Annotated in this window: 24 protein-coding genes; 7 read left to right on the plus strand and 17 right to left on the minus strand. The window is 65.5% G+C overall.

What is annotated here, in order from left to right:
- From ribH to ABG82_RS14945, 4 genes are all read right to left on the minus strand, one after another.
- Complete coding sequence (gene ribH, locus ABG82_RS14930; protein ID WP_043075566.1) at positions 1-483, minus strand: 6,7-dimethyl-8-ribityllumazine synthase; 483 nt, start codon at positions 481-483, stop codon at positions 1-3.
- A complete protein-coding gene (locus ABG82_RS14935; RefSeq protein WP_043075565.1) occupies positions 480-1,733 on the minus strand; it encodes a bifunctional 3,4-dihydroxy-2-butanone-4-phosphate synthase/GTP cyclohydrolase II in 1,254 nt (417 codons plus the stop codon). Before ABG82_RS14935 ends, ribH begins: the two co-directional genes overlap by 4 nt.
- A gap of 152 nt (positions 1,734-1,885) precedes the next feature.
- The gene (locus tag ABG82_RS14940) at positions 1,886-2,479 is read right to left on the minus strand and encodes a riboflavin synthase (protein ID WP_043075564.1); all 594 of its coding nucleotides are present in this window, start codon (positions 2,477-2,479) and stop codon (positions 1,886-1,888) included.
- A 58-nt stretch (positions 2,480-2,537) separates the two neighbouring features.
- A complete protein-coding gene (locus ABG82_RS14945) occupies positions 2,538-3,140 on the minus strand; it encodes a hypothetical protein (RefSeq protein ID WP_043075563.1) in 603 nt (200 codons plus the stop codon).
- Between the two features lie 483 nt (positions 3,141-3,623).
- Between ABG82_RS14945 and ABG82_RS14950 the strand changes: the two genes are divergently transcribed.
- From ABG82_RS14950 to ABG82_RS14960, 3 genes are all read left to right on the plus strand, one after another.
- Positions 3,624-4,298 carry an MspA family porin gene (locus ABG82_RS14950; RefSeq protein WP_043075562.1) on the plus strand — a complete coding sequence of 225 codons (675 nt, stop codon included), beginning with the start codon at positions 3,624-3,626 and terminating at the stop codon, positions 4,296-4,298.
- Between the two features lie 57 nt (positions 4,299-4,355).
- A complete protein-coding gene (locus tag ABG82_RS14955; RefSeq protein WP_062826718.1) occupies positions 4,356-5,042 on the plus strand; it encodes an MspA family porin in 687 nt (228 codons plus the stop codon).
- Positions 5,043-5,156: 114 nt separating this feature from the next.
- A complete protein-coding gene (locus ABG82_RS14960) occupies positions 5,157-5,870 on the plus strand; it encodes a hypothetical protein (RefSeq protein ID WP_043075560.1) in 714 nt (237 codons plus the stop codon).
- On the opposite strand, the gene ABG82_RS14965 is transcribed toward ABG82_RS14960, so the two are convergent.
- The 4 genes from ABG82_RS14965 to ABG82_RS14980 form a co-directional block, all read right to left on the minus strand.
- The gene (locus tag ABG82_RS14965; protein ID WP_043075559.1) at positions 5,871-6,533 is read right to left on the minus strand and encodes a methionine ABC transporter permease; all 663 of its coding nucleotides are present in this window, start codon (positions 6,531-6,533) and stop codon (positions 5,871-5,873) included.
- Positions 6,530-7,573 (minus strand): methionine ABC transporter ATP-binding protein, encoded by a 1,044-nt coding sequence (locus ABG82_RS14970; protein WP_043075558.1) that lies wholly within the window; start codon positions 7,571-7,573, stop codon positions 6,530-6,532. The genes ABG82_RS14965 and ABG82_RS14970 overlap by 4 nt, the downstream gene beginning before the upstream one ends.
- On the minus strand, positions 7,570-8,436 hold the full coding sequence (locus ABG82_RS14975; protein WP_043075557.1) for a MetQ/NlpA family ABC transporter substrate-binding protein: 867 nt from the start codon (positions 8,434-8,436) through the stop codon (positions 7,570-7,572). The genes ABG82_RS14970 and ABG82_RS14975 overlap by 4 nt, the downstream gene beginning before the upstream one ends.
- 150 nt (positions 8,437-8,586) lie before the next feature.
- Positions 8,587-9,318 carry an Rv1815 family serine proteinase gene (locus tag ABG82_RS14980; protein WP_043075556.1) on the minus strand — a complete coding sequence of 244 codons (732 nt, stop codon included), beginning with the start codon at positions 9,316-9,318 and terminating at the stop codon, positions 8,587-8,589.
- A gap of 171 nt (positions 9,319-9,489) precedes the next feature.
- Between ABG82_RS14980 and ABG82_RS14985 the strand changes: the two genes are divergently transcribed.
- Positions 9,490-10,167: an LppX_LprAFG lipoprotein gene (locus ABG82_RS14985; protein ID WP_043075555.1), complete on the plus strand. Its 678-nt coding sequence runs from the start codon at positions 9,490-9,492 to the stop codon at positions 10,165-10,167.
- Positions 10,164-11,702: an MFS transporter gene (locus ABG82_RS14990; RefSeq protein WP_043075554.1), complete on the plus strand. Its 1,539-nt coding sequence runs from the start codon at positions 10,164-10,166 to the stop codon at positions 11,700-11,702. Before ABG82_RS14985 ends, ABG82_RS14990 begins: the two co-directional genes overlap by 4 nt.
- On the opposite strand, the gene ribD is transcribed toward ABG82_RS14990, so the two are convergent.
- Genes ribD through fmt form a run of 4 tightly spaced genes read right to left on the minus strand, consistent with a single transcriptional unit; the run spans position 11,670 to position 15,735 of the window.
- Entirely contained in the window at positions 11,670-12,692 is a 1,023-nt protein-coding gene (ribD, locus tag ABG82_RS14995; protein ID WP_043075553.1) for a bifunctional diaminohydroxyphosphoribosylaminopyrimidine deaminase/5-amino-6-(5-phosphoribosylamino)uracil reductase RibD, read from the minus strand. The two genes, ABG82_RS14990 and ribD, sit on opposite strands and share 33 nt — an antisense overlap.
- A gap of 1 nt (position 12,693) precedes the next feature.
- Complete coding sequence (gene rpe / locus ABG82_RS15000; protein WP_078343327.1) at positions 12,694-13,377, minus strand: ribulose-phosphate 3-epimerase; 684 nt, start codon at positions 13,375-13,377, stop codon at positions 12,694-12,696.
- A gap of 22 nt (positions 13,378-13,399) precedes the next feature.
- Positions 13,400-14,815: an RsmB/NOP family class I SAM-dependent RNA methyltransferase gene (locus tag ABG82_RS15005; protein WP_043075552.1), complete on the minus strand. Its 1,416-nt coding sequence runs from the start codon at positions 14,813-14,815 to the stop codon at positions 13,400-13,402.
- Entirely contained in the window at positions 14,812-15,735 is a 924-nt protein-coding gene (gene fmt / locus ABG82_RS15010; protein WP_078343221.1) for a methionyl-tRNA formyltransferase, read from the minus strand. The genes ABG82_RS15005 and fmt overlap by 4 nt, the downstream gene beginning before the upstream one ends.
- A 179-nt stretch (positions 15,736-15,914) precedes the next feature.
- Between fmt and ABG82_RS15015 the strand changes: the two genes are divergently transcribed.
- Entirely contained in the window at positions 15,915-16,481 is a 567-nt protein-coding gene (locus ABG82_RS15015) for a TetR/AcrR family transcriptional regulator (RefSeq protein WP_043075794.1), read from the plus strand.
- An 11-nt stretch (positions 16,482-16,492) separates the two neighbouring features.
- Here the strand turns inward: ABG82_RS15015 and ABG82_RS15020 are convergent, their stop codons facing one another.
- Positions 16,493-18,508: a primosomal protein N' gene (locus tag ABG82_RS15020; RefSeq protein ID WP_078343328.1), complete on the minus strand. Its 2,016-nt coding sequence runs from the start codon at positions 18,506-18,508 to the stop codon at positions 16,493-16,495.
- A 178-nt stretch (positions 18,509-18,686) separates the two neighbouring features.
- On the opposite strand from ABG82_RS15020, the gene ABG82_RS15025 reads away from it, so the two are divergent.
- Positions 18,687-19,622 carry an alpha/beta hydrolase gene (locus ABG82_RS15025; protein WP_043075551.1) on the plus strand — a complete coding sequence of 312 codons (936 nt, stop codon included), beginning with the start codon at positions 18,687-18,689 and terminating at the stop codon, positions 19,620-19,622.
- Here ABG82_RS15025 and ABG82_RS15030 read toward each other — a convergent pair.
- Genes ABG82_RS15030 through ABG82_RS15045 form a run of 4 tightly spaced genes read right to left on the minus strand, consistent with a single transcriptional unit; the run spans position 19,600 to position 24,369 of the window.
- Complete coding sequence (locus ABG82_RS15030; protein WP_043075550.1) at positions 19,600-21,045, minus strand: NCS1 family nucleobase:cation symporter-1; 1,446 nt, start codon at positions 21,043-21,045, stop codon at positions 19,600-19,602. The two genes, ABG82_RS15025 and ABG82_RS15030, sit on opposite strands and share 23 nt — an antisense overlap.
- Positions 21,045-22,064, minus strand: a complete 1,020-nt coding sequence (locus ABG82_RS15035; RefSeq protein ID WP_043075549.1) for a TIGR03842 family LLM class F420-dependent oxidoreductase — start codon at positions 22,062-22,064, stop codon at positions 21,045-21,047. The genes ABG82_RS15030 and ABG82_RS15035 overlap by 1 nt, the downstream gene beginning before the upstream one ends.
- A gap of 25 nt (positions 22,065-22,089) precedes the next feature.
- Positions 22,090-23,511 carry a dihydropyrimidinase gene (gene hydA, locus ABG82_RS15040; protein ID WP_043075548.1) on the minus strand — a complete coding sequence of 474 codons (1,422 nt, stop codon included), beginning with the start codon at positions 23,509-23,511 and terminating at the stop codon, positions 22,090-22,092.
- 9 nt (positions 23,512-23,520) lie between these two features.
- Complete coding sequence (locus ABG82_RS15045) at positions 23,521-24,369, minus strand: nitrilase-related carbon-nitrogen hydrolase (protein ID WP_043075547.1); 849 nt, start codon at positions 24,367-24,369, stop codon at positions 23,521-23,523.
- Between the last annotated feature and the right edge of the window lie 27 nt (positions 24,370-24,396).

A 24,396-nucleotide genomic window follows, 5' to 3' on the forward strand; every position in this document is an offset into this window, starting at 1 on the left:
TCACGCCCAGGGTTGGCGCAGCCGGCGCAGGGTCAGCGCGGTGTCCAGCGCAGCGGCCGCCGCCTGGGCGCCCTTGTCCTCGGCAGATCCCGGCAACCCGGCGCGATCAATGGCTTGCTTCTCGTTGTTCACCGTCAGCACGCCATTGGCCACCGGCGTGCTGGTGTCCAACGACACCCGCGTCAGGCCCGTGGTCACCGCATCGCAGACATAACCGAAATGCGGTGTCTCGCCTTGGATCACCACCCCAAGCGCCACCACGGCGTCGTGCGTGCGAGCCAGGGCCTGCGCCACCACCGGAATCTCGATGGCACCCAGCACCCGCACCACGGTCGGGCGGTCGATACCGGCTTCGGTGGACACGCGCAGCGCACCTTCAAGCAGCGCCGTGCAGATCTGGTCATGCCATGTGCTGGCCACGATCGCCAGACTGATACCCGACGCGTCACCGACCTTCAGTGACGGGATCCCCTCGCCGCTCACGCGCCATCAGCCTCGGGGTGATCGTCCAGATCGGCCAGATCGTGCCCCATCCGGTCCCGCTTGGTACGGAGGTAGCGGATGTTCTCCGAGTTCGCCCGCACCGGCAGCGGTACCCGCTCGATGATGTGCAATCCGTAGCCGTCCAGCCCCACCCGCTTGGCGGGGTTGTTCGTCAACAGCCGCATCGACTTCACCCCCAGATCGACCAAAATCTGTGCGCCCAAACCGTAATCGCGTGCGTCGGCGGGCAGACCCAGCTTCAGGTTGGCGTCCACGGTGTCCTCGCCGGCGTCTTGCAGCTGGTAGGCCTGCAGCTTGTGCATGAGGCCGATACCGCGGCCCTCGTGGCCGCGCATGTACAGCACGATGCCACGCCCCTCCTTGGCCACCATTTCCATCGCCGCGTCCAACTGTGGGCCGCAATCGCAACGGCGCGAACCGAATACGTCACCGGTCAAACACTCGGAGTGCACCCGCACCAGCACATCGTTGCCGTCGCCCTCGGGGCCGGAGATGTCGCCGAGCACCAGCGCCACGTGCTCCACATCGTCATAGATGCTGGTGTAGCCCACCGCCCGGAATTCGCCGTGCTGCGTGGGGATACGCGCCTCGGCAATCCGCTCCACATGCTTCTCGTGCTTACGCCGCCACTCGATGAGGTCGGCGATCGAGACCAGCGCCAGGTTGTGCTCGTCGGCGAAAACCCGCAGCTCCTCGGTCTGGGCCATGGCGCCCTCGTCCTTCTGGCTGACGATCTCGCAGATCACCGCGGCCGGGCGCAGCCCGGCGAGCTTGGCGAGATCGACCGATGCCTCGGTGTGGCCGGGGCGGCGCAGTACCCCACCGTCCTTGGCGCGCAGGGGAACCACGTGCCCGGGTTTGGTGAAGTCGTCCGGAGCGCTCGCGGCGTCCGCCAGCAGGCGCATCGTGGCGGCGCGATCGGATGCCGAAATCCCGGTTCCGATACCGTTTTTCGCATCGACGGTAACGGTGTAGGCGGTGCCGTGCTTGTCCTGGTTCACCGCGTACTGAGGCAGCAGCCCCAAGCGATCGCAGTCCTCCCCAGCGAGTGGCACGCAGAGGTACCCCGAGGTGTACCGCACCATGAAGGCCACCAATTCTGGGGTGGCCTTCTCCGCGGCGAAGATCAGATCGCCTTCGTTTTCCCGATCCTCATCGTCGACGACGACGACGGCCTTACCGGCGGCGATATCGGCGACAGCGCGTTCGATGCTGTCCAACCTGGTCATGGGGACCACTCTCGTTAGGGGCGTGTGGGCATCTCAATTATGAACCACCGCGGATTCGTCGATTCGCGCGCTGTTCACTCAATGGAACTAACCGCGGTATTTACGCTCTTCGCGGAGCCACTCATCGGGCTTTTCGCTCTTCGCGGAGCCGCTCATCGGTGCTCGAGCAGTCGTTCCACGTACTTCGCGATCACGTCCACCTCAAGATTGACCGTCGTTCCCACTGCTGCCGCACCCAAAGTGGTCAGACCCAGCGTGGTCGGGATGAGCGACACCTCGAACCAGTCCTGTCCCAGCCCCGATACCGTCAGCGACACGCCATCGACCGTGATCGAACCCTTTTCAACGACATATCGGGCGATCGCGCCGGGTAGCGAGACGCGCACTACCTCCCAGTTCTCCGACGGCGTCCGCGAAAGCACATTCCCGGTGCCGTCGACGTGCCCCTGCACAATGTGGCCGCCGAGGCGGCTGTTGACCGCTGCCGCCCGCTCCAGGTTGACCTTGGCGCCGGTATCGATCTTGTCCAGGCTGGACCGCGACAACGTCTCGCCCATCACGTCGGTGGTGAAGACGCCGCCCTCGCGCACCTCGACAACGGTCAGGCAGACGCCATTGACCGCGATCGAGTCGCCGTGTTTCGCATCCTCGACAACCAGAGGTCCGAGCACGGTGAGACGGGCGGCGTCGCTCAGATCTTCCCTGCCCAGTATCTCGCCAAGCTCCTCAACGATTCCGGTGAACATCGGATAAGCCTAGCGCCGCCACGCCGGCCCTTCTGATCGCCTTATCGGGCAGCCGGTTTCAGGCGCGGGTTCCCGCGGCCGCGCACGCCACCTGCACGTCGTGCGCGTCCTTGTTCAGGTCACCGGCTTTGCCGTTGACCGAGTCCTGCCCGATCCGCAGGCCCATCAGGACCACCAGCTTGTACGCGTCACCCGACCACGCGTGCATGGGCGTCGCCAGCTCCGGCGCCAGGCCCGGGGTGTTCGCGGCATCGTTGGCCACCTCCGCGGCCTGCCGCAGGGCGGTCCGGCCTACGACGTTCGTGTTGGCGGCTATGGCGTTGTTGTAGTCACCCTCAGCTACCGACATTTCATTAGCGAAGTCCGAATAATTGGTGGCGGCGTACGCCATCGCGTTGGACATCGTGGAGCACGCGGTGACCGCCGCGTCGCTATCGCCCGCGGGCACCTCAATGGCCGGTGCGCTCGCCTCGGCGTTGGCGGGCGCCTGTACGGCGGCCGCCGGCTGATCGGCGACCTGAGCCGGAGCGGGGGCCGGGGGCGGTACACCGGGGCCGGCATCGCCCGGGTCCGCGTAGGACCCCGGCGCCACCGCGAGACCGGCGGCGAACGCGGTGACGGCGGGAACGGCAAGGTAGCGGCGGATATTAAGTAGCCTCATCGATTCCTCTCCAGATGATCGGCTGCACGAGGGCGGGCTCCGCGACACTGCGTGACAGACCAGCGGCCACGCCGCCCACAGACCATAAGGCAATCAGGTGGGCCCTGCGCGATGCCGTACCGATCTGACTATAGGTAATCGGCGCAGTCGCAACTGTCGATGGCTTGAACGCATAATTAACAACTGATGGCAGCATGGATTTCCACCACTCGTTGAAAACGGTGAACAGCGCGTGCCCCCAAAGTCCCCAACAGCCACATTGCTCACAGTGAGGTATCTGTCACCTTGAACGTGATTGCCCAGGCAGATGAGTTTTCGAGTTACGATCACGCCGGTTCGAACGGTGTAGGCATACGTTCGAAATAGATAGACATTGGGCGCTAACTGTTATCTGTCCCTTTACCGTTCCGACATAAAGCCACCCAATCATTCGTCGGGACAGCTCCCATATCGGACAAACGGACCTGAGAGGCCCTATCGCCCATGCTGAAAAGTCTCGTCTCGCTGACTACTGTTTGCGCGCTGGCGCTGACGGCGCCCCTCGCGTTTGCCGATCCCGAAGATCCGGCCCCTGCCCCCGCCCAGCCGGTAGCCAACGACGTGCCGCCCGGCCCGGATGGCGAGATTGCTTCTGCTGAGCCAGGAAACTTGATCACCCCCGACGGCTGGACCGTTACGGTCGCCGGAAAGAACGAGTCTCTGCTGCCCGTCGCTCCGCTCACCACCGCGCTCTCGTCCCGCGAATACATCGTGGGCGGAAGCTTCGTCGGTGCGGTCTCGGGTGCCGGTAAGACCAAGCTCGCCGGCGGCTCGCTGGAAGCCGGATACCAGATCGGCTGCGGCATCATGGGTGGCCCCGTCGAGCTGACGGCCGGTATCGGCCTCTCCGGCGGTTTCGGAACCAGCGGTCTGACCAGCGTGTCCCTGCCGATCAACGGTCTGGTCAAGGTCGACCTCAAGCCGGGACAGGTGACCATCGTGCCGGTCAACAAGAAGGCGTTCGAGGGCAAGACAACCCGCACCACGATCACCGGCTTCCGCATCAAGATCGACAGCTGCGTTGGCCAGTCGTTCATTCGCTCGTACGCGACGATGACGAGTTCCACCGACAACACCGATGACGTGGTCACCTACATGGGCGTCACCAAGGCCGTCTGACACATGAACGACACACATTCGAACTTCTCATTCCTGAGCACGAGAGGCGCCACCCCCATGCTGAAGAGTCTTGCCGCCGCCACCGCCGTGTGCGCACTGGCCGTGACCGCTCCATTCGCCCTCGCAGACCCCGGCGACCCACCGGCCCCGGTGCAGCCCGTGGCCGACGCACCGCCGCCCGCTGACGGCCCGCCGCCGGACACCGGCGTGGTGGCCTCGGAGGATCCCGGCATCGTCACCACCCCCGACGGCTGGAACCTCAAGGTTGCCGCCAAGGACGAGACGCAGCTGCCCATCCCCCCGCTGACCACCTCGCTGTCCTCGCGTGAGTACCTGGTGGGCGGCACGTTCACCGGATCGGTCACCGGATCGGGCAGCACCACCCTCAGCGGCGGCACGCTGGAAGCCGGATATCAGATCGGCTGCGGCATCAGCCTGGCGTGGGTCAAGCTCAACGGCGGTGCCAGCATCACCCCAGCCATCAGCGCCGCGGGTGTGCCCAGCCTGAGCGCCGGTATCACCGGTTCGATCGACGTCCACCCGCAGCCCGGTGAGGTCATCAACGTCAGCGTCGACAAGAAGAAGTACAAGGGCAAGGAAGCCCGCGTCACGCTGAAGGATGTGCACATCAAGATCGACGGTTGCGTCGGCCAGTCCTTCCTGCGCTCCTACGCCGTGATGACCAGCTCGTCGAAGGACAATGACGACATCGTCGCGTACTACGGTGTGACAAAGACCTTCTGATACAAGGTCTTTGACCGTTCACAGCTAGTAAAGACGCATCGGATATCGGACCCAGAGGAGAAGCCAGTGACGGGCAGTCACCGCCGCTCAACCAGGAAGACGTCTACCCCACGGATGGCGGCGGGGGCGTTCGCCCTGGGTTCGATATTCGCGTTTCCGGCGGTCGCGAACGCCGATCCGGCTCCGCCGCCGGCTCCGGTACCCGGCATGACGGGTACCAACGACGCCTATTCACCGGACCCGCCCGCGAACCTGCCACCGCAGCAGGGCCTGTTCTCCCCGCTCGAGCAGAGCACCGGCCGCGGCGAGGGACCCGCGGGCCTGCCGACCCCGCTGCCGGATCTTCAGCAGGGCGCGGTCAACGAGTTCGTGCTGGCGCAGAACGAAACGCCGTCCACGCCCGGCACCTCCCCCGACACGCAGCGCGCACCCAACACCAACGCGCTCAACAACCAGTACCTGATGCCGCAGAACATCAAGCCCGCGGCACCCGGGCAGGGACAGCTGTTTGACGTCGAGCCCGGCGAGGAAAACGCCGACCTGACCAAGATCGATGCCATGAAGCACCTCTGGCACGGCTACCAGAACGGCCAGTACCGCGGTGGCTTCGTCAATCGCGGAAACAAAGAGACGCTCAACCAGCCTCTGCCCGGTACCGCACCGCCGCCCGGCACCCGGATTCCCGGACTCGGCGATGACTCGCAGGCACCCCCGCCAGAGCAGTGGCACTGGACGCCGCCCGAGCCTCCCGAGGGTGCTGCCGCCCCGGCGACACCCGGGACGACTCCGGCTCCCCCGGCAGCTCCCGTACCGGCGCCTCCCGCGTAACTACCGCCGCAGCGCCTTGCGTGCCAGGTAGTTCCCGAAGAACTGCGCTGCCTGCACCAGCGCGATGATGATGACCGTCGAGACGATCGTCACCTGCCAATTGAAACGCTGATAGCCCTGCACGATGGCGAAGTCGCCGAGTCCCCCACCGCCGACCAAACCTGCCATCGCGGACATGTCGACGATGCCGATCAGCACGAAGGTGTAGCCAAGAATCAACGGGCCCAACGCTTCCGGCACCAAGAGGGTCAGGATGATGCGCACCGGGCCCGCACCGACGGCGCGAGCAGCCTCGATGACCCCGGGATCGATGGTCACCAGGTTCTGTTCGACGATGCGGGCGATCGCGAACGACGCCGCGACGATCATCACGAACACCACTGCCGTGGTGCCGATCGTGGTACCGACCACCCCCAGGGTGATGGGGCCGAGGGCGGCGATCAGCACCACGAACGGAATGGGCCGCACGATGTTCACCACCACATTGAGCAACGTGTGCAGCACCCGATTCTGTAGCAGGCCACCAGATCTGGTGGTATACAACAACATTCCCAGCGCTAAACCGATGAGACCGCCCACCACCAAGGTGATTGACACCATGTATAGGGTGTCGCCGAAGGCCTCGAACAATTGCGGGCGGAGCCGCTCCCAGTTTGTCGTCATCGTCTCACCTGCTGAACCGTCGTCACCGCGGATAGGTCCGAGATCACCTGCGCTACTTCATCGTCAGGCCCATCGAGTTCGAGCGTGAGGTTGCCGAACGAGCGGGACTGCAGGGTGGTGATACCGCCGTACACCACCTCGAAACGCACACCCAACTGGGTGGCGCGGGCCAGCGCAGGGCCGATCTGCACTCCTTCAAGGATCTCGACGGAGATGATTCTTCCCTTATGCCGCTGCGATATCCGCACGACGTCATCCCCGCTGGGAATGTTCTGCAGCACCGTGCCGGCGAAACGCTTGCCCGCCTCGCTCTGCGGCGCGGAGAACACGTCGAACACCGTTCCGGTCTCCACCACCTTGCCGTCGGCAAGTACTGCGACACGATCTGCCACAGCGCGAACCACGTCCATTTCATGGGTGATCACCACAATGGTCACCCCGAACTCATCGTTGACCGCACGCAGCAGCCGCAGCACGTCACCGGTGGTTTCCGGGTCCAGCGCACTGGTCGCCTCATCCGCCAGCAGGACCGACGGCGACGTTGCCAGTGCCCGCGCGATGCCAACACGCTGTTTCTGTCCGCCGGAGAGCTGATCCGGGTAACTCTTGGATTTGTCCCCAAGCCCGACGAACTCCAACAACTCGGCCACCCGCGCCTTGCGTTTCTCGGCGGCCCACCCGGCCACACGCAGCGGATAGGCAATGTTTCCGGCTACCGTCCGCGACCGAAACAGATTGAACTGCTGGAAGATCATGCCGATATCGGTGCGCAGGCCCCGCAACTCACGCCCGCCCAGTGCGCTCACGTCGGCACCATCGACCACGACGCGGCCCGAGGTAGGCCGCTCCAGCCCGTTGATGAGACGCACCAGTGTGCTCTTGCCGGCTCCCGAATATCCGATCATGGCGAACACTTCGCCCGCCCTGATATCCAGTGAGACGTCGTCGACCGCGGTCACGGTCTGCTTACCCACCCGAAAGGTCTTGACGACGTTCTCGAATCGGATCAGCGGTGCCGCGGCGGTGGTTTCTCCGCTCATTTTTCGTTGCGAATCTGCTGTTCGATCCTGCCCAGGATCGCCGCGCAGTCCGGCCCGCTCTTGGTCACCGCGCGTTGAGTTCCCTTGCTTTCCTTGGCGTATGCCTCGGTGACGGCCCGAGAGTGAAAAACCTCCACAAGTTTCTGGTAGGTGGGATTGTCCTTCTCCTCAGCACGTGCCACCAGGACATTGATGTATGGCTCGGCGCCCGGGCTGGTGGGGTCGTCGGAATATAGTGCGCTCTTCGGGTCGATATTCGACTGGGCCAGATAGGTGTTGTTGATGACCGCGCCGTCAATCGATTTCAGCGACAAGGGCGTCTGCGCCGCGTCGACAAGCACCACCGTGACTCGCGAGGCATCCTTGTCGATGTCGGCCGTACTCGGTGTCGACCGTCCACCCTTGAGCGCGATAAGTCCGGCCGCCTTCAGCACGAACAGCGCGCGGGCCTGGTTTGGCGGGTCGTTGGGTATTGCGATCTGTGCGCCCTGCGGAATGTCGGCGAGTGTTTTGTGCTTCTGCGAGTACAAACTGAGCGGCACAATATAGGTCGCACCCACCGGCGCGAGCGTCGCGTTGTCCGCCACATTGTATTCACCCAGAAAACGAAGGTGCTGAAATAGATTCACGTCGATCTGTTTCTGGGTGAGTGCCACGTTGGGCTGCCCATAGTCCGTGAAGTTGGTGGTGACAAGCTTGATTCCCGCCTTGCCCGCCTCCGAAACGAACACATCCCAGGAGTCCTTGCCGGCCTCAGTTGTGCCGATACGCACGATGTTTCCACCACCGCCGTCGCCACTGGAGCACGCCACACCTCCTATGGCTGTCATAAGCACGGCAAGAGCAATAGCGATACGCTTCATATCAGCCTTTCAAATTCAGCATGATCGCAATGATTGACATTGCGTATTATCTGAAGGATCAGCAAATTGTTATTGGGCCCCAGAACGGCGCCACAATATCAGACGTGAAAGCGACGGGCCGTACGAAAACTAGAGGTATGTGGGCGCAGCCTAAGAGGCTGCCGGTACCACCGAGGGGGTAGCCGGTGCCGGCAGCTCGGGCCCTCCGTTACCCGGCCCCGCGGCCGGCATCTGCGCGACCAACTGTGACTGCATCTGAGCCGATATCGCCGACCACGACATCGCCGCGGGCTTGCCGCCCCAGCGCAATGAGTAGATGCCCACCAGCAGCGCCTGGCCAGGCTGGGTGACCGTGTAGACCGGGCCGCCCGAATCCCCGTGTTGCCCACCGATATCCGCCATGGTGAACCAACCGTTGTTGATCGCGTCAACCTTGCCGCAGGTTTCGCCGGATACCGATCCCATCAGGCATACCGGCAGACCGGGCTCCGGGCCCGCGTTCTGCGTCATCCGCAGCGCGAGCCCATTGGGCAAGTTACTGCTGAGTTCCACCCCCGGCGCGAAGGAAATGCCCTCGTAGTCAGAGACAACATCGCCTGGCCCGATCGCACCCCCGGTGGGGAGATTGCGGCTCATCAGCAGCACCTCGCCCACGCGGTTGCCCGCCAGATCGACGATCGATCCGGTGGCGTTGCAGTGTCCCGCGGTCAAGCCGATTCGGGACACTGGATCGACATAGCCAAGGGTGCAGCGGCTGTCGCCCTGAACAATCGACATGCCCGGGAAAGCGACAATCTTGGGAGCAGTTTCGGCGGCTGGATCGGCGAGCGAATGCGCAGGTGAAGCAACAAGAACGCCGGCAATCGCGGCGGCTGCGGACACACCACATGCCAGTGCTCTGCTCATGTTTTTCACAACAACCAGCCCTCGGTTGACAATCCCGCCCTGCAAACGAGCATGGCGGCGGATTGCTGGAGTGTCAATTTCATCGCCAGCAACGTCCGTGTGTCGCGCGCCTCCCAGGGGTCGGGCTCAGCCTCTACGATCGGACTCATGCGCAACCGCATCCGCCTCGCCCTGATTCCTGTCGCAGTCGCCGCCATCGCCTTGGCCGGCTGCTCCAAGACCGAGAAGGCCGACCCCAATCTGCCCGAGGCCGCCACGCTGCTCAGCGAATCGGCGGCCACCACCAAGACCCAGACCAGCACGCATATCGTGCTCAAGGTCACCGGCGACAAGCCCACGCTCAAGCTCTCCGACCTCACCGGCGATCTGACCACTAAGCCGGCCGTGGCCGCCAAGGGCACCGCCAAGACCGGCGGGCTGGAGCTCCCGTTCGTCGTCGTCGACGGTGAGCTGTTCGCTCAGCTCAGCACCACCTACACCAGCATGGGGCCCGTCAAGGACATCTACGACGTGGGGCTGATCCTCGACCCGAACAAGGGGCTGGCCAACCTGCTGTCGAACATCACCGGCGCCAAGTCGGAGAAGACCGAGACCATCGACGGGGTCGACTCCGTGCTCGTGACCGGAACCATGAGCAAGGACGCGCTGAACACCTTCACCGGTGGCACCAAGCTCACCTCCGACATTCCCGCCAAGGCCTGGATCGCCAAGGACGGCAATCACGCGCTGACCAAGATCAGCGTTGACACCTCCCCGGGCAACACGATCGAGATGTCGTTGTCCGACTGGGGCAAGCCGGTCACGGTCGACAAGCCCGCCTCGTGACGGACACAGTGACGGAGCCCGGCACTTCGCTGCCGCTGCGGCACCGCAGCATCGCGATAGGCGCCGGAGGCCTGGCGGTGATGCTGGGCGCCCTCGACACCTATGTCGTGGTCAGCGTCATCACCGACATCATGCGCGATATCAATATCGCGCTGAACAACATCCAGCAGGTCACCCCGATCGTCACGGGATACCTGCTCGGATACATCGCCGCGATGCCGCTGCTGGGGCAGGCTTCCGACCGGTTCGGCCGCCGCCTGATCCTGCAGCTGGCACTGGCGGGCTTCGCGATCGGTTCGGTGGTCACCGCGCTGTCGACCGACCTCACGATGCTGGTCAGTGGCCGTGTCATTCAGGGCGTGGCCAGCGGCGCTCTGCTCCCGGTCACCCTGGCACTGGGCGCCGATCTGTGGGCGGCGCGCAATCGCGCGACGGTCCTGGGCGGCATCGGTGCCGCGCAGGAGCTCGGCAGCGTGCTGGGTCCGCTGTACGGCGTGCTGTGTGTGTGGTTGTTCGGCTCGTGGACGGCGATCTTCTGGGTCAACGTGCCGCTGGCGATCATCGCCATCGTGTTGGTTCAGTTCAGTGTTCCCGCGCACCAACACGACCCGGATCGCCCGAAGGTCGATGTCGTCGGCGGCGCGCTACTGGCCGTCGCGCTGGCTCTGCTGGTCGTGGGCTTGTACAGCCCCGATCCCAAGGTCTCCGCGCTACCCGAGTGGGCGTTGCCGGTCCTGATCGGGTCCGGAATCGCGTTTGTGGCGTTCATCGCGTGGGAGTCACGCGCCACGACCCGGTTGATCAGCCCCGCAGGGGTTCGGTTCGGACCGTTCTTCGCAGCGCTGGCGGCATCGCTCGCGACCGGTGCCGCGCTGATGGTGACGCTCGTGAACATCGAGCTGCTGGGGCAGGGCGTACTAGGGATGGACAAGGCCGACGCGGTGTTCCTGCTGTCGCGATTCCTTGTCGCGCTGCCAATCGGCGCGGTGATCGGCGGTTGGCTGGCGACCCGATTCGGAGACCGGATCATCGCGGTGGCCGGTCTGCTCATCGCCGCGTTCGGGTATTACCTGATCTCGGGCTGGCCGGTGGACGTACTGTCGGCGGTTCACAACTTCGGGTTCTTCACCCTGCCCCGACTGGATGTGGACCTGGCGGTAGCCGGTGTCGGCCTGGGCCTGGTGATCGGCCCGCTGTCCTCGGCGGCACTGCGCGTAGTGCCGGCGGCACAGCACGGTATCGCCTCGGCTCTGGTGGTGGTGGCCCGGATGACGGGCATGCTCATCGGGATGTCGGCCCTGGGCGGTTGGGGTATCCACCGCTTCTACCAGATATTCGATGAGATGGCCGCCAAGGAACCCAAGCCCGAAAAGCCGAGCATCCTTGATGTGCAACGAGTCGCCGACCGGTTCATCAACGCTTACAGTCAGATGTACGGCGAGATGTTCGCGATTACCGCAATCGTCTGTGCGGTCGGCGCAGCTATCGCGATATTCATTGGTTCACAACGTAAGTCGCGGGACGAGGCTCAGTAGCACGTCCGGGCCCATCCGTTCGATCTGGTCGTACTCCCAGTGCAGCGCACGCGACAGGGTGGCAACGCCCACGTCCTCCACGGCGGGGACGTTGCCACCCAGCAGCATCGGCGCCAGGTAGGCCAGAATGCGGTCCACGAGGCCGGCCCGCAGGAACGCGCCGGCTAGCGTCGGTCCGCCTTCCAGGATGATGTCGGTGCGATCCCCCAGCGCCGCGAGCACCTCCACGGGATCGTGGGTCCGGATCACCATGGTGTGCGAGTCGTCGTTCAAAACCTTTGCGTCCGAGGACACCTCACGCATACCGACGACAACACGCAACGGTTGGTGCGGCACCAACTCATTGTCCGGAGTTCGTGCGGTGAGCTGCGGGTCGTCGGCGAATACGGTACCGGTGCCCACCAGCACGGCATCCGCGAAAGCGCGGCGCCGGTGCACGTCTGCCCGCGACTGCTCACTGGTGATCCATTGACTGGTGCCATCATTGGCCGCACTGCGCCCGTCGACGCTGGCGCCGTACTTCCAGGTGACGTGGGGACGTCCGGTGCGTTGCTTGTGCAGCCACTCCCGCAGCGGCCCCGCCGCCACTCGGTCGGCGGCTACACCACCCAACACCTCGACGCCCAACTCACGCAGCCGCTCGGCTCCCCCCGCAGCCTGCGGATTCGGGTCGGCGACGGCATAAACCACACGTGAAACACCGGCCGCGACAAGTGCGTCCACACACGGCCCGGTTCTGCCCTGATGGTTGCAGGGCTCCAAGGTGACGACTGCGGTGCCGCCGCGGGCGGCGGCTCCCGCCCGGGCCAACGCGACCACCTCGGCATGCTCCTGCCCCGGCGGGCGGGTACCACCCACACCCGCCACCATTCCGGCGGCATCGAGGATGACCGCACCGACGGGTGGATTCGGATAGGTGCTGCCCTTGACCTCGTCGGCGGCCCGGATCGCCAGCTCCATGGCTGTGTCGAGACCGGTCTGATCGGTCATGTCAACGGGCCAAATGCGCTGCTGCCCTGGCAGCTTGCCCGCGAAGTGCCCGCACGGCCGCCTCGGGGTTCTGCGTCCCGTAGACCGCCGAGCCCGCGACAAAACAGTCGACACCCGCCTCGGCGGCCTGCTCGATGGTGTCGGCGTTGATTCCGCCATCGATTTCCACCAGTACCGACAATTCGCCGGAGTCGACGAGCTTACGTACCGCGCGCACCTTATCCAGCACACCCGCGATGAACGACTGTCCGCCGAATCCGGGTTCGACCGACATCACCAAAAGTGTGTCAAAGTCCTTCAGCACCTCAAGATATGGCTCCAGCGGGGTACCCGGCTTGATGCTCAGCCCGGCCTTGGCCCCTGCCGCCCGAATGTCGCGGGCGACGGCGACGGGATTGTCGGTGGCCTCGGCATGGAACGTCACATTGTGGGCGCCCGCCTCGGCATATCCGGGTGCCCAGCGATCCGGGTTGTCGATCATCAGGTGGCAATCGATGGGGATATCGGTCGCGGCCAGCAGGCTGTCGACCACCGGAAGTCCCAGTGTCAGGTTCGGCACGAAATGCCCATCCATCACGTCCACGTGCAGCCAATCGGCACCCTCAACCGCCGCCATCTCATCGGCGAGACGGGCGAAATCGGCGGACAGTATCGATGGGGCGATCATCGGAGCACGGTGCGACATGCCGTTCAGCTTATGTGCCACTTCAGGTGTGTTTGCGCAGCAGGGCGGTGAACATGGCGTCAGTTCCGTGCCGGTGCGGCCACAGCTGCACCGTGCCGGCGTCACCCAGCCTGTCCACACCGGGAAACATCCCGCGAGCATCCTCGGCGGTCACCGGATGACGCCGCACCGCATCGGATACCACGCCCACCGTCTCAGCCAAATGTGGCGAACAAGTGCTGTACACGACAATTCCGCCCGGGCGCGTCAATTCGATTGCACTGGAGAGTAACTCGCGCTGCAGTTTGACCAGCGCCGGGATGTCGCCCGGCTGCCTGCGCCAGCGCGCCTCGGGACGCCGGCGCAGTGCGCCCAGACCGGTGCACGGCGCGTCGACCAGCACCCGGTCGAACGACGCGGGTGCCAAACCACTCTCGCGCCCATCCGCGGTCACCACCGTTACAGGCAGCGATTTCGTGGCGGCGGCTACCAGCTCCGCCCTGTGTGCGGCAACCTCGACCGCGGTCACCTGGGCACCGCGCTGAGCGGCCAGCGCGCCCAACAGGGCGGCCTTTCCACCCGGCCCCGCGCACAGATCAAGCCACTGCTCATCGGACCCGTCCAGTGGCGCCAACGCGGTCGCATTCGCGATCAACTGGCTGCCTTCGTCCTGCACCTGCGCCAGACCGTCGCGGACCGGCTCCAAGCGACCGGGGTCCCCACCGGGGAGATACACGGCGAAGGGTGAGTAGCGGCCGACTGTGCCGCCCACCGCCTCTGCCAGCGATTCCGCGTCGATCCGGCCCGGCCGGGCGGCGAGATGCACGAGTGGACGCTCGTCGTCGCTGGCCAAGACCTCGCCCAGTTCCACTCCCGCCGGCCCCAGCGCATCGGAGAATGCCTGCGCAATCCATCGGGGGTGCGCGGTCGCGAACGCGAGCCGTCCGATCCGGTCTGATTCCGGCGGCGCCAGCTCACCAACCCAATCCGCCTCGTCCCGGCGCGAGATGGTCCGCAACACCGCGTTCACGAAACCCGCTCTACCCTGGTCGAATTCGACGGCAACCGCGTCGACGGTGGTCGATAGCGCGGCATGTGGTTCCACCCGGGTCCGCAATAGCTGGTACGCCCCCAACCGCAACGGATCGCGTAGCCCCTCGTCTACCTGGTCGATCGTGCGGCCCGCCGCCGAAGCAATCACCGCGTCCAGAAGGCCACGGGCCCTACAGGTTCCATAGGTGAGCTCGGTCGCAAAGGCAGCGTCGCGCCCGGTGATACCGCGTTCGCGCAGCAGCGCGGGCAGTGCCAAGTTGGCGTAGGCATCGTGGCGTGACACCGCGCGCAGCACGTCGAGGGCGGCCTGGCGCGGTGCATCGAGCTTTCGGCGCGCACGCTCTTGCGGGCGTGAGTTCTGGCGGGATTCCTGATTGGGCCGCCGGCGCGAGGGTCGGGTGCTCATTGTGCGGTGACCTCCGCGTCCCATCGCACGCCACGAGCCCAATCCGCGGCGTTCATCAGCTTCTTGCCCTGCGGTTGCACCTCATTGAGCGCGATGGCCGACGTGCCGGTGCCCACCAAGACGTCACGTTTGCGAACCACAATGGCACCGGGCGGCAATTGTTCGTCGGCGGCAATGCCGATCGGCCCGACCTTCACCCGGCTGTCGCCGATGGTGGTCCACGCACCGGGCTCCGGGGTCATGGCACGAATGTGACGATCGATCGCATGCGCGGGCAGCTCCCAGCGGATACGCGCCTGTTCCACGGTAATTTTCGGCGCCGTGCTCACGCCGTCCGCCGACTGCGGCACGGCGACCAACGCCCCGTCCTCGATCCCGTCCATCGTCGATTCGAGGAGGCCGGCGCCGGATACGGCCAGTCGGCCCAGCAGTTGCCCGGCGGTGTCAGTGGGCGAAATTCGTTCGGTGACCACTCCATATACGGGCCCACTGTCCAACGCTGGCTCGATCAGAAATGTTGTCGCGCCGGTGATCTCATCCCCTGCCGCGATGGACGCCTGCACCGGAGCCGCCCCACGCCAAGCCGGCAGCAGCGAGAAATGCAGATTCACCCAGCCGTGCCGGGGTACCGCGAGCAGGTCGGGTTTGAGCAGGGCGCCGTAAGCCACGACCGCGCAGCAATCGGCGCGGTACTGCGCCAACTCGGCGACGAATTCAGGATCGTTCGGACGCGCCGGGGTCAGTACCGGCAGTCCATGCGCGCGCGCCAGCTCGGCCACCGGCGAGGACGCCGATGCCCTCCCCCGGCCTGCGCGCGCGTCGGGCCGGGTCAGTACCGCCACCACCTCATGACGGGACGCCAACAACCGCTCCAGAGCCGGCAACGCCGGGGCCGGAGTACCGGCGAACACTATGCGCACCGCGCCAGTCTAGGAAGAATGCACCGCCCACATCGAATCCCGAGAAGAGCGGAACGGCGCAGCGCGCGTGATGAGGTTCGCCATAGATAGCCGCAACAACTCTGGATACATCCGATACCATAATTTCGATGGCTACCAGAGGACGAGGCCGCCCCAGTGGCGCTCCTTACGATCGCAAGCTGCGAACCGAGGAGTTGCTCGACGCCGCCGAGCGCGCGATTCGCAACAGCGGCGGCACCGTCTCCATCGCCGAAGTGGCCAGAGAGGCCGGGTTCGCCAGGTCAGCGTGCTACGCGATATTTCCCACCAAGGCCGACCTGCTGCGCTCCCTGAGCCGTCGGCACGCCGACCGCCTGATCTCCGGAGCGTGGCAACACAGCATGGTCGGTACCACCCGCGACCAGATCCGGGCCTTTTCCGCTCTGGTGATCGACTGGATCAGCGCGGAACCAGAGCTGTACATCGCACTCGATCGCGACCTCACCGCCCAGGAGCAGCTCGATCACGGAGTCTTCGATCTCATCGCGCAGGTGACCGAGGAGCATTTGCACGCACAGTTCCCCGGCGACCAGATGACGCGGCTGGCGCCCATCTGGTCGCGGCTTGCGGTCGGGGGCGTCTTGATGACCATCAACTGGTGGAGTGCGTCCCGCATGATGACTCGTGACGACCTCATCGGCTACATCGTGGAGACCTTCGCCGAAGGTATCGGCGATAGAGCCAGACTCGCTACCGCAAATACCTGAAATTCGCCAGATCAGCCCACGTGGAGTGGATCGATCTGAACTCTGACGGGCTCGGCGTCCCGCCGGGCACTCAGGGTGGCGACTCCGCGGCGCAAAGCCGCCGCCAGCTCCAGTCCCGCAGCCCGTTCAACGCGGATGAGCATGCGCACCACCTCGACGCCATCGGGTATGCCGGCCGGCCGGCGCGCACCCACCGGCAGCTCGACGGGACCCAGCAGCTCGGCACCGGCAGGGAGGTCGGCGGTGTCGACAAGCGCTGCCACCGCCGGACCGGGACCGTCGATCGCGGCGATATGCACCTGCGGCGGTAGCCCAACCTCCGCACGCGCCGCCAGTTCGGCGGCCGCGTGCCCCACCGGATCCCACCGGATCAGGGCTTGCACGGTGGGAAGAGACGAGTCCGCCACCACCACGACCGTTCCGCCCTCGTCGCGCCCGCGCACCAAGGCGGCAGCGGCCATCCACTTGCGCAGGGTGTCCTCGGCCGCCCTTAGATCCTGGCGGCCCAGTAGCGCCCAGGCATCCAACAGCAACGCCGCGCCATACCCGTTGGGGGTCAACGGTTCTGCTCCCGGCGTGCACACCACCAGAGTGGGCGGCCCATCAACCGTGGCGTGCACCTCACCACCACCGGATGTCACGACCGGAACTCCCGGCAGCGCCCTGCCGAGCTCTTCGGCCGTCCGGCGAGCACCGACCACCACCGCCCGCACCGCATTCGATCCGCAACGCGCGCAACGTAAATCGGCATCGACTCGCCCACACCATCGGCAGCTCGGGCTGGCGCTGTTGGATGCCCCGCCCGGCCCTTCCCATCCGAGCGGGCCGGTGCAATGCCGGCACCGCGCGACGGTTCGGCATTTCGTGCAAGCCAGCGCCGGCACGTAGCCACGGCGCGGCACCTGCACCAGTACCGAGTGTCCGCGTTTGAGCGCATCTCTGGCCGCGGCAAGGGCCACCATCGGCAGACGCGCCGACCGCGCCGCCGGATCGCGTTCCTGCGCATACCCGCTGTCGTCGAGCGCATTGATCCGCGCGCAGGCCTTCCGCACCACGGGCCGGGCACCAACCAGGTCATGCGCCCAACCACTCTCGACGAGTGCCTGCGACTCGGCGGTGCGCGCGTATCCGCCGATCACGGCGGCACAGCGCAACTGGTGTGCCCGCAGCATTGCCACGTCCCGGGCATGCGGATATGGCGACCGGGGCTCGACGAGGTTGTCGTCACCGTCGTCCCACACCATCACCAGCCCCAGATCGGTCACCGGTGCGAACACCGCGGCCCTGGTGCCGATCACCACGGTCGCCTGGCCGTGCAACACCGCCAACCATCTCCGATAACGTTCGGCGGGGCCCAGTTCCGCCGCGAGTGCCACCACACGTTGCGCACCAACGTGTTTCACGCATTCGGCGGACAGCGCATCGATGTCCCGCTGATCCGGGACGATCGCCAGCACTCCCCTTCCGGTGGCCGCGGTCGCCGCGGCGGCCTCTGCCAGCCGCGTGCACCACGCCTCGCCCGGCAGCGCCTGCCACACCGCCCGTGCCGCGCGACCATGCGACAGCGCCTCCAGGAAGCGCTCGCCGCGCTGGTACCGACTCCAGCCCGCGGCCTCCACCGCCGCCGGTGCAACGTCCATGGCGACCGGGGTGCGATTTTCCTTCTCGACGCGCGCATGGCGCGGCGGCAGAGCAAGCCGCAGCACATCGGCGCGTGTTCCCGCATACCGCGCCGCCACCGCGTCGACGAGCCGGCGCACATCGGGGGTGAGTACCCGCGTGCCGGACACGACGCGATCCAGCCAACCGAGCTTGCCGGGATGATCACTTTCCGAACGGCGCTCCAGCAGGATGGCATCGACCAGGCGGCCGTGAAAGCGCACCCGCACCCGCACGCCGGGCTGGGCGTCGTCGGATTGTTCCGCCGACACCAGATAGTCGAATTCGCGATCCAGATGCGGCACGGTGAGCAAGGGCAGTACCCGAGCAATGGGCTCGTGCTCGGCCACCACCCGTGTCGCAGTCACCTGGTCGTTGTAGCAGACGCGCCCGACGCCTCCATGGGTCCATCGCCACGACGCCCAGCGCCGAGTGCGAGCCTCGCGCGGAAAATCGGCCAGTTTTCCACGCCAGACTCGCACTCGAAGGCTGGCCGGTGCGGTCTGTCCTGGTATGCCCCGCCCAGCCTGCCGCTAAGGTGAGGCCATGACAGCCACCACCGGTATCGATCCGATCATCATCAAGATTCTGGAAGCTGTTCCGATTCAACTCATTTCGCCGGACGGTCCGCAGGCCTCCCGCGATGCCTACCGGGCGGTCGCCACGGCGCGCCCGCCGTGGATCGAGGTGGCCAAGGTCGAGGACCGCACCATCGCGGGTCCCGCCGGAGAAATCCCTCTGCGGATCTACACACCCGCCGAAGGCGCAGCGCGTCCGGTGTTCCTGCTGATCCATGGCGGTGGCTGGGTGATCGGTGACCTGGACACCCACGACGCGGTGGCCCGCGCCGCCGCCGTGCAAGCCGACGCCGTCGTGGTCTCGGTGGACTATCGGCTGGCGCCCGAGCACCCCTACCCCGCCGCGGTCGAGGACTGCTGGGCCGCGCTGCAGTGGGTACACGAGCACGCCGCCGAAATCGGCGGCGATCCGGCGCGGCTCGCCGTGGGCGGCGATTCCGCCGGTGGCAACCTCTCGGCCGTCATGGCGCAGCTGGCCCGGGACAACGGCATCGACCTGGCGTTCCAGCTGCTGTGGTACCCGGCCACCACCTTTGATACGACGCTGCCGTCGATGGTGGAGAACGCCGAGGCACCCGTCCTTGACTTCAAGACCGTCGCCTCACTGAGCAAGTGGTACCTCGGCGACACCAATCCGGCCACCGCGGGCCCGACCCTGGTTCCGGCCCGCGCGGAGAGCTTCGAAGGATTGGCCCCCGCGTTCATCGGCACGGCGGAGTTCGACCCACTACGCGACGACGGCGCCAAGTACGCCGAGCTGTTGAGCGCCGCCGGTGTGCCGGTGGAGCTGCACAATGCGCCGACGCTGATCCACGGCTACCTCGGCTACGCCGATATCGTCCCGGCAGCCACCGAGGAGCGTGACCGTTCCCTGGCCGCGCTCAAGAGGGCCCTCCACGGCTAGATCTGTACGGCGCACGGCTCAGCAGGTACATCAGGGCGCCGCCCAGCAGAGCCCCGACCGGCCACGACAGTGCGGTCAGGCTTTGTGTTCGCGGCACCAACGCGATGCCGACCGCCACCGCACCGGCGACACCCAGCGAGATCAGTGCCGCGGGATTGACGCCGCGGGTGTACTGGTAGGCGCCGTCCGTGGATTCCGAGTACAGGTCCCTGATGTTGGTGTGCCCTCGTCGCAGCACGTAGTAGTCCACCACCAGAATCCCGAACACCGGCCCCATCAATGCGCCCACCCCGCCCAGGAAGTACACGATCGCGGCCTCGTTTCCCCAGATCTTCCAGGGCAGCACCGCAACCGATAGCACCGCCGTGATGATGCCGCCGGTGCGAAACGAGATGTACTTCGGAGCGACGTTGGAGATGTCGTAGGACGGAGAGACAAAGTTCAGTACCACGTTGATGCCGACGGTGGCGATCGCGAAGAGCACCGCGGCCACCACCACGACGGCGTCCGAATCGATATCCGCGACCAGTTCCACCGGGTCCGCCATCGCGCTGCCGTACTTCTTCAGCGCGGCGAGCGAGATGACGATCGAGATCACCACGAAGGCGGTCTCATTGAGCGGTATGCCCAGCGCGTTTCCCCGCAGAATCGCGCGCCTGCTCGGTGCGAAGCGTGCGAAATCCGCGTAGTTGACCAGCGGGCCCGCCATGAAGGCGACCATCAGGAATGCCACACCGGTAAACGCCAGCGCCGTGGCACCCCCCGACAGCGGGGCGCCGGCGCGGGCACCGAAGTCGATGCTCCAACTCACGCTGTTCAACATCCATAGGGCCAGCGCGATCATCCCGATCCAGACCACCGGGCCGGCCACATCCGATGCCTTACGCACCACCTCCATGCCGTAGTTCAGGATGAGGAGCTGCACGGTCCATAGCGACAGGAACGCGGCCCACCCGAGGGCATGCAGACCCAGGAACGTCGGCTCGGTCCAGGAGCGCAGTCCGGGGTCCAGGCGCAGGAGCAGCACGATGACCGCGGTAGAGGCCAGGTAGGTCTGGATTCCGTACCAGAAGATGGCGACCAGCCCACGCAGTAGCGCCGGGATGTTGGCACCGAACACCCCAAAGGTGGCCCGCGCGAAGACCGGAAAGGGCACCCCCACCCGCTGGCCGGCGACCCCGATCAGGTTGCTGCCCACCCACAGCACCAGCACCCCGGTGAACAATGCCACCATGGTCTGCCAGCCGGTGAGCCCCAGCGCCAGCATTCCGACGGCGAATCCGTAACTTCCCAGGCTGTGCGCCGAGGTCATCCAGAGACAGAAGATGTCCCAGGTGCGCCAGGTTGCTTGTGCCGCGGTGGCAGGCGCCAGATCCTCGTTGCTCAATCTGCCGCGCGTGGGACCCGGAGCCTCCAATACCATCAGCTGCTCTTCGCCGTGATGTGTTGCGACAGTGCGGGAATCACTGTTTCCCCGTACACCCGCAATGTCTCTTCCTTGTTGTCGTGCTGCAGATACCCGGCGAATTGGTCCACGCCCAGCGCCTTGAGCTCGGACAACTTGGCGATGTGTTCATCGGCGGTACCCAGCACACAGAAGCGATCCACAATGTCATCACTGACAAACTCGGCGTGCGTGTTCCCGGCCCGGCCGTGCTGGTTGTAGTCATACCCGTCACGTCCGGCGATGTATGCGGTAAGCGCTTGCGGTACTTCACCATTGGCGCCGTACTTGGCTACGATATCGGCGACGTGATTGCCCACCATACCGCCGAACCAGCGGCACTGCGCCCGCATATGCGCCCAGTCCGATCCCACATACATGGGGGCTGCCACACAGATCCGCACCTCGCGGGGGTCGCGCCCGGCGGCCACGGCGGCCTCGCGCACCGCCCCGATCATCCAGCGCGCGATATCGATATCGGCGAGCTGCAAGATGAAACCGTCGGCGACCTCCCCGGTGAGGGCAAGAGCCTTGGGACCGTAGGCCGCTACCCACACCTCCAGCTCCGACCCCCGGCTCCAGGGAAACTGCATGGTGGCACCGTGATATTCGACTGGCCGCGAGTTCGCGAGCTCCCGGATGACATGTATCGATTCGCGGAGCGCGGCCAGTGTCGTCGGTGCCCCACCTGTCACCCGGACCGCCGAATCGCCGCGGCCGATACCGCAGATGGTGCGGTTGCCGTACATGTCGTTCAAGGTCGCGTACAACGACGCCGTCACCGTCCAATCCCGCGTCGCGGGGTTGGTCACCATGGGCCCCACCACAATGCGCCGGGTTTCATGCAGGATCTGGCTGTAGAGCACATAGGGCTCCTGCCACAACAGATGCGAATCGAATGTCCAGAGATGGCTAAAGCCATGGGCCTCGGCGAGTTTGGCCAACTGCACGGTGCGTGCGGCCGGCGGATCGCATTGCAGGACAACTCCGAAATCCATCGCGGGCCCTCTCTATCAGATGATCTCAGATGAGGTATTGACACAGGTCGCGGCGCAGGAAAACACCGTCCCCCTTGCTGCCGAGATACTCGCCGCCGTCGACAATTACCTTCCCGCGGGACAACACAGTGTCGACATGACCGTCGATCTCGTATCCCTCCCACGCCGAGTGGTCCATGTTCATGTGGTGGGTCTTGCCCAGGCCGATGGAGGTGTGCCCGTGGGGGTCGTACACCACGATGTCCGCGTCGGCCCCGGGGGCGATGACGCCCTTGCGCCCGTAAAGCCCAAACATCCGCGCCGGGGTGGTCGAGGTGATCTCCACCCATCGCTCCACCGTGATCCGCCCGTCCACGACGCCCTGATACAGCAGATCCATCCGGTGTTCGATGGATCCGATCCCGTTGGGAATCTTGGAGAAATCCCCCAGACCCATATCCTTTTGCCCCTTCATGCAGAACGGGCAGTGGTCGGTGGACACCATCTGAATATCGTTGGTGCGCAGTGCGCGCCAGATGTCATCCTGGTGATGCTCGTGCTTGGAGCGCAGCGGCGTCGAGCAGACCCACTTGGCACCCTCGAACCCGGGCGCACCCAGATTGTCCTCAAGCGACAGATACAGATACTGCGGACACGTCTCGCCGTACACGTTCTGGCCCGCGTCCCGTGCGGCGGCCAACTGCGCGACGGCCTGTTTTGCCGAGACATGCACGACGTACAGCGGCGCACCCGTCAGGTTGGACAACATGATGGCGCGGTGGGTGGCCTCCTCCTCCAGCTGCCAGGCTCGAGCGATGCCGTGGTAGTAGGGAGTGGTCTTGCCTTCAGCGAGTAGCTGGGCCACCAAAACATCTATCGCGGGGCCATTCTCGGCGTGCATCATCGTCATCAGCCCGGTATCGGCACCCACCTGCATGGCCCGCACTATCTGTGCGTCGTCGCTGTAGAAGACCCCTGGATACGCCATGAACATCTTGTAGCTGGTGATGCCCTCGTCGGCCAGCGCCCGCAACGCGGCCAGCGAGGCATCGTTGACGTCGCCCACAATCTGATGGAAGGAATAGTCCACCGCGCACTGCCCGGCCGCCATCTCGTGCCAGGCCTGCAGCGAATCCTGCAGCAGCTCACCGAATTTCTGCACCGCGAAGTCGATAATGGTGGTGGTTCCGCCCCAGGCGGCCGCGCGGGTACCGGTCTCGAAGTCGTCGGAGGCGGTGGTCCCGCCGAAGGGCATCGACATGTGCGTATGCGCGTCGATGCCACCGGGAATGACGTACTTGTCGCGCGCCTCGATCACGGTGTCGACGGTGGTGGCGAGGTCCATCCCCAGCAGGGTGCTACCCGGCAGCAGGACGGCCGCGATCCTCTCACCGTCGACCAATACGTCGGCGGCGCCGCGCCCGGTCGCCGACACCACGGTGCCGCCACGGATCAAAGTCGTTGCCACCGTGTCCTCCTACGGCGCCACGAGCGGACCGTAGGTGTCGGGACGCCGGTCCCGATAGAACTGCCAGTCATCCCGGACCTGCCGTACCAGCGACAGGTCGAGATCTCGTATCACGATCTCCTCATCACTCTCGGAGGCGATGTCACCGACATAGTTGCCGCGCGGATCCACGAAGTACGAACTGCCATAGAAGGTGACTGCCGCGTCCCCGAACTCACCGCTTTCGGTGCCTATCCGGTTGTTTGCGCCGACGAAGTACTGGTTGGCGGCCGCCGCCGCGGGCTGCTCAAGTTCCCAAAGCCTATTGGACAGACCGGGTTTGGTGGCCGAAGGATTGAACACCAGCTCTGCTCCGGCGAGGCCGTAGTTGCGCCAGCCCTCGGGGAAATGCCGGTCGTAACAGATGTAGACACCGATCTTGCCGACGGCGGTGTCGAACACCGGGTATCCGAGATTGCCGGGCCGGAAGTAGAACTTCTCCCAGAATCGGTCGAGGTGCGGGATGTGGTGCTTGCGGTACTTACCCAGGTACGTGCCGTCGGAATCAAGGACCGCGGCGGTGTTGTAGAGGACGCCGGGTTGCTCCTCTTCGTACACCGGCAGCACCATGACCATGCGGTGTTCCCTGGCCAGCGCGGCGAATCGCTCGGTGACCGGACCGGGGACGGATTCGGCGTAACCGTAGTACTTCTTGTCCTGCACGATGCCGAAGTACGGGCCGTAGAACAGCTCTTGAAAGCAGATCACCTGGGCACCCCGGGACGCGGCCTCGGCGACGAAACGCTCGTGTTTGACGAGCATGGATTCCTTGTCACCGGTCCAAGTCGCTTGCGTCAGTGCGGCTCTGATCACCGTCATTGGCCGACTTTATGCGCACTACGCTTT

The sequence above is a fragment of the Mycobacteroides immunogenum genome, from assembly GCF_001605725.1.
Taxonomy (GTDB): domain Bacteria; phylum Actinomycetota; class Actinomycetes; order Mycobacteriales; family Mycobacteriaceae; genus Mycobacterium; species Mycobacterium immunogenum.

Bases quoted from the DNA above. Each gene is read 5' to 3' on its own strand.
- ABG82_RS14935 (WP_043075565.1), bottom strand. From the start codon at position 1,733: ATGACCAGGTTGGACAGCATCGAACGCGCTGTCGCCGATATCGCCGCC.
- ABG82_RS14940 (WP_043075564.1), bottom strand. From the start codon at position 2,479: ATGTTCACCGGAATCGTTGAGGAGCTTGGCGAGATACTGGGCAGGGAA.
- ABG82_RS14945 (WP_043075563.1), bottom strand. From the start codon at position 3,140: ATGAGGCTACTTAATATCCGCCGCTACCTTGCCGTTCCCGCCGTCACC.
- ABG82_RS14950 (WP_043075562.1), top strand. From the start codon at position 3,624: ATGCTGAAAAGTCTCGTCTCGCTGACTACTGTTTGCGCGCTGGCGCTG.
- ABG82_RS14955 (WP_062826718.1), top strand. From the start codon at position 4,356: ATGCTGAAGAGTCTTGCCGCCGCCACCGCCGTGTGCGCACTGGCCGTG.
- ABG82_RS14960 (WP_043075560.1), top strand. From the start codon at position 5,157: ATGGCGGCGGGGGCGTTCGCCCTGGGTTCGATATTCGCGTTTCCGGCG.
- ABG82_RS14965 (WP_043075559.1), bottom strand. From the start codon at position 6,533: ATGACGACAAACTGGGAGCGGCTCCGCCCGCAATTGTTCGAGGCCTTC.
- ABG82_RS14970 (WP_043075558.1), bottom strand. From the start codon at position 7,573: ATGAGCGGAGAAACCACCGCCGCGGCACCGCTGATCCGATTCGAGAAC.
- ABG82_RS14975 (WP_043075557.1), bottom strand. From the start codon at position 8,436: ATGAAGCGTATCGCTATTGCTCTTGCCGTGCTTATGACAGCCATAGGA.
- ABG82_RS14985 (WP_043075555.1), top strand. From the start codon at position 9,490: ATGCGCAACCGCATCCGCCTCGCCCTGATTCCTGTCGCAGTCGCCGCC.
- ribD (WP_043075553.1), bottom strand. From the start codon at position 12,692: ATGACCGATCAGACCGGTCTCGACACAGCCATGGAGCTGGCGATCCGG.
- rpe (WP_078343327.1), bottom strand. From the start codon at position 13,377: ATGTCGCACCGTGCTCCGATGATCGCCCCATCGATACTGTCCGCCGAT.
- ABG82_RS15005 (WP_043075552.1), bottom strand. From the start codon at position 14,815: ATGAGCACCCGACCCTCGCGCCGGCGGCCCAATCAGGAATCCCGCCAG.
- ABG82_RS15025 (WP_043075551.1), top strand. From the start codon at position 18,687: ATGACAGCCACCACCGGTATCGATCCGATCATCATCAAGATTCTGGAA.
- ABG82_RS15030 (WP_043075550.1), bottom strand. From the start codon at position 21,045: ATGGTATTGGAGGCTCCGGGTCCCACGCGCGGCAGATTGAGCAACGAG.
- ABG82_RS15035 (WP_043075549.1), bottom strand. From the start codon at position 22,064: ATGGATTTCGGAGTTGTCCTGCAATGCGATCCGCCGGCCGCACGCACC.
- ABG82_RS15045 (WP_043075547.1), bottom strand. From the start codon at position 24,369: ATGACGGTGATCAGAGCCGCACTGACGCAAGCGACTTGGACCGGTGAC.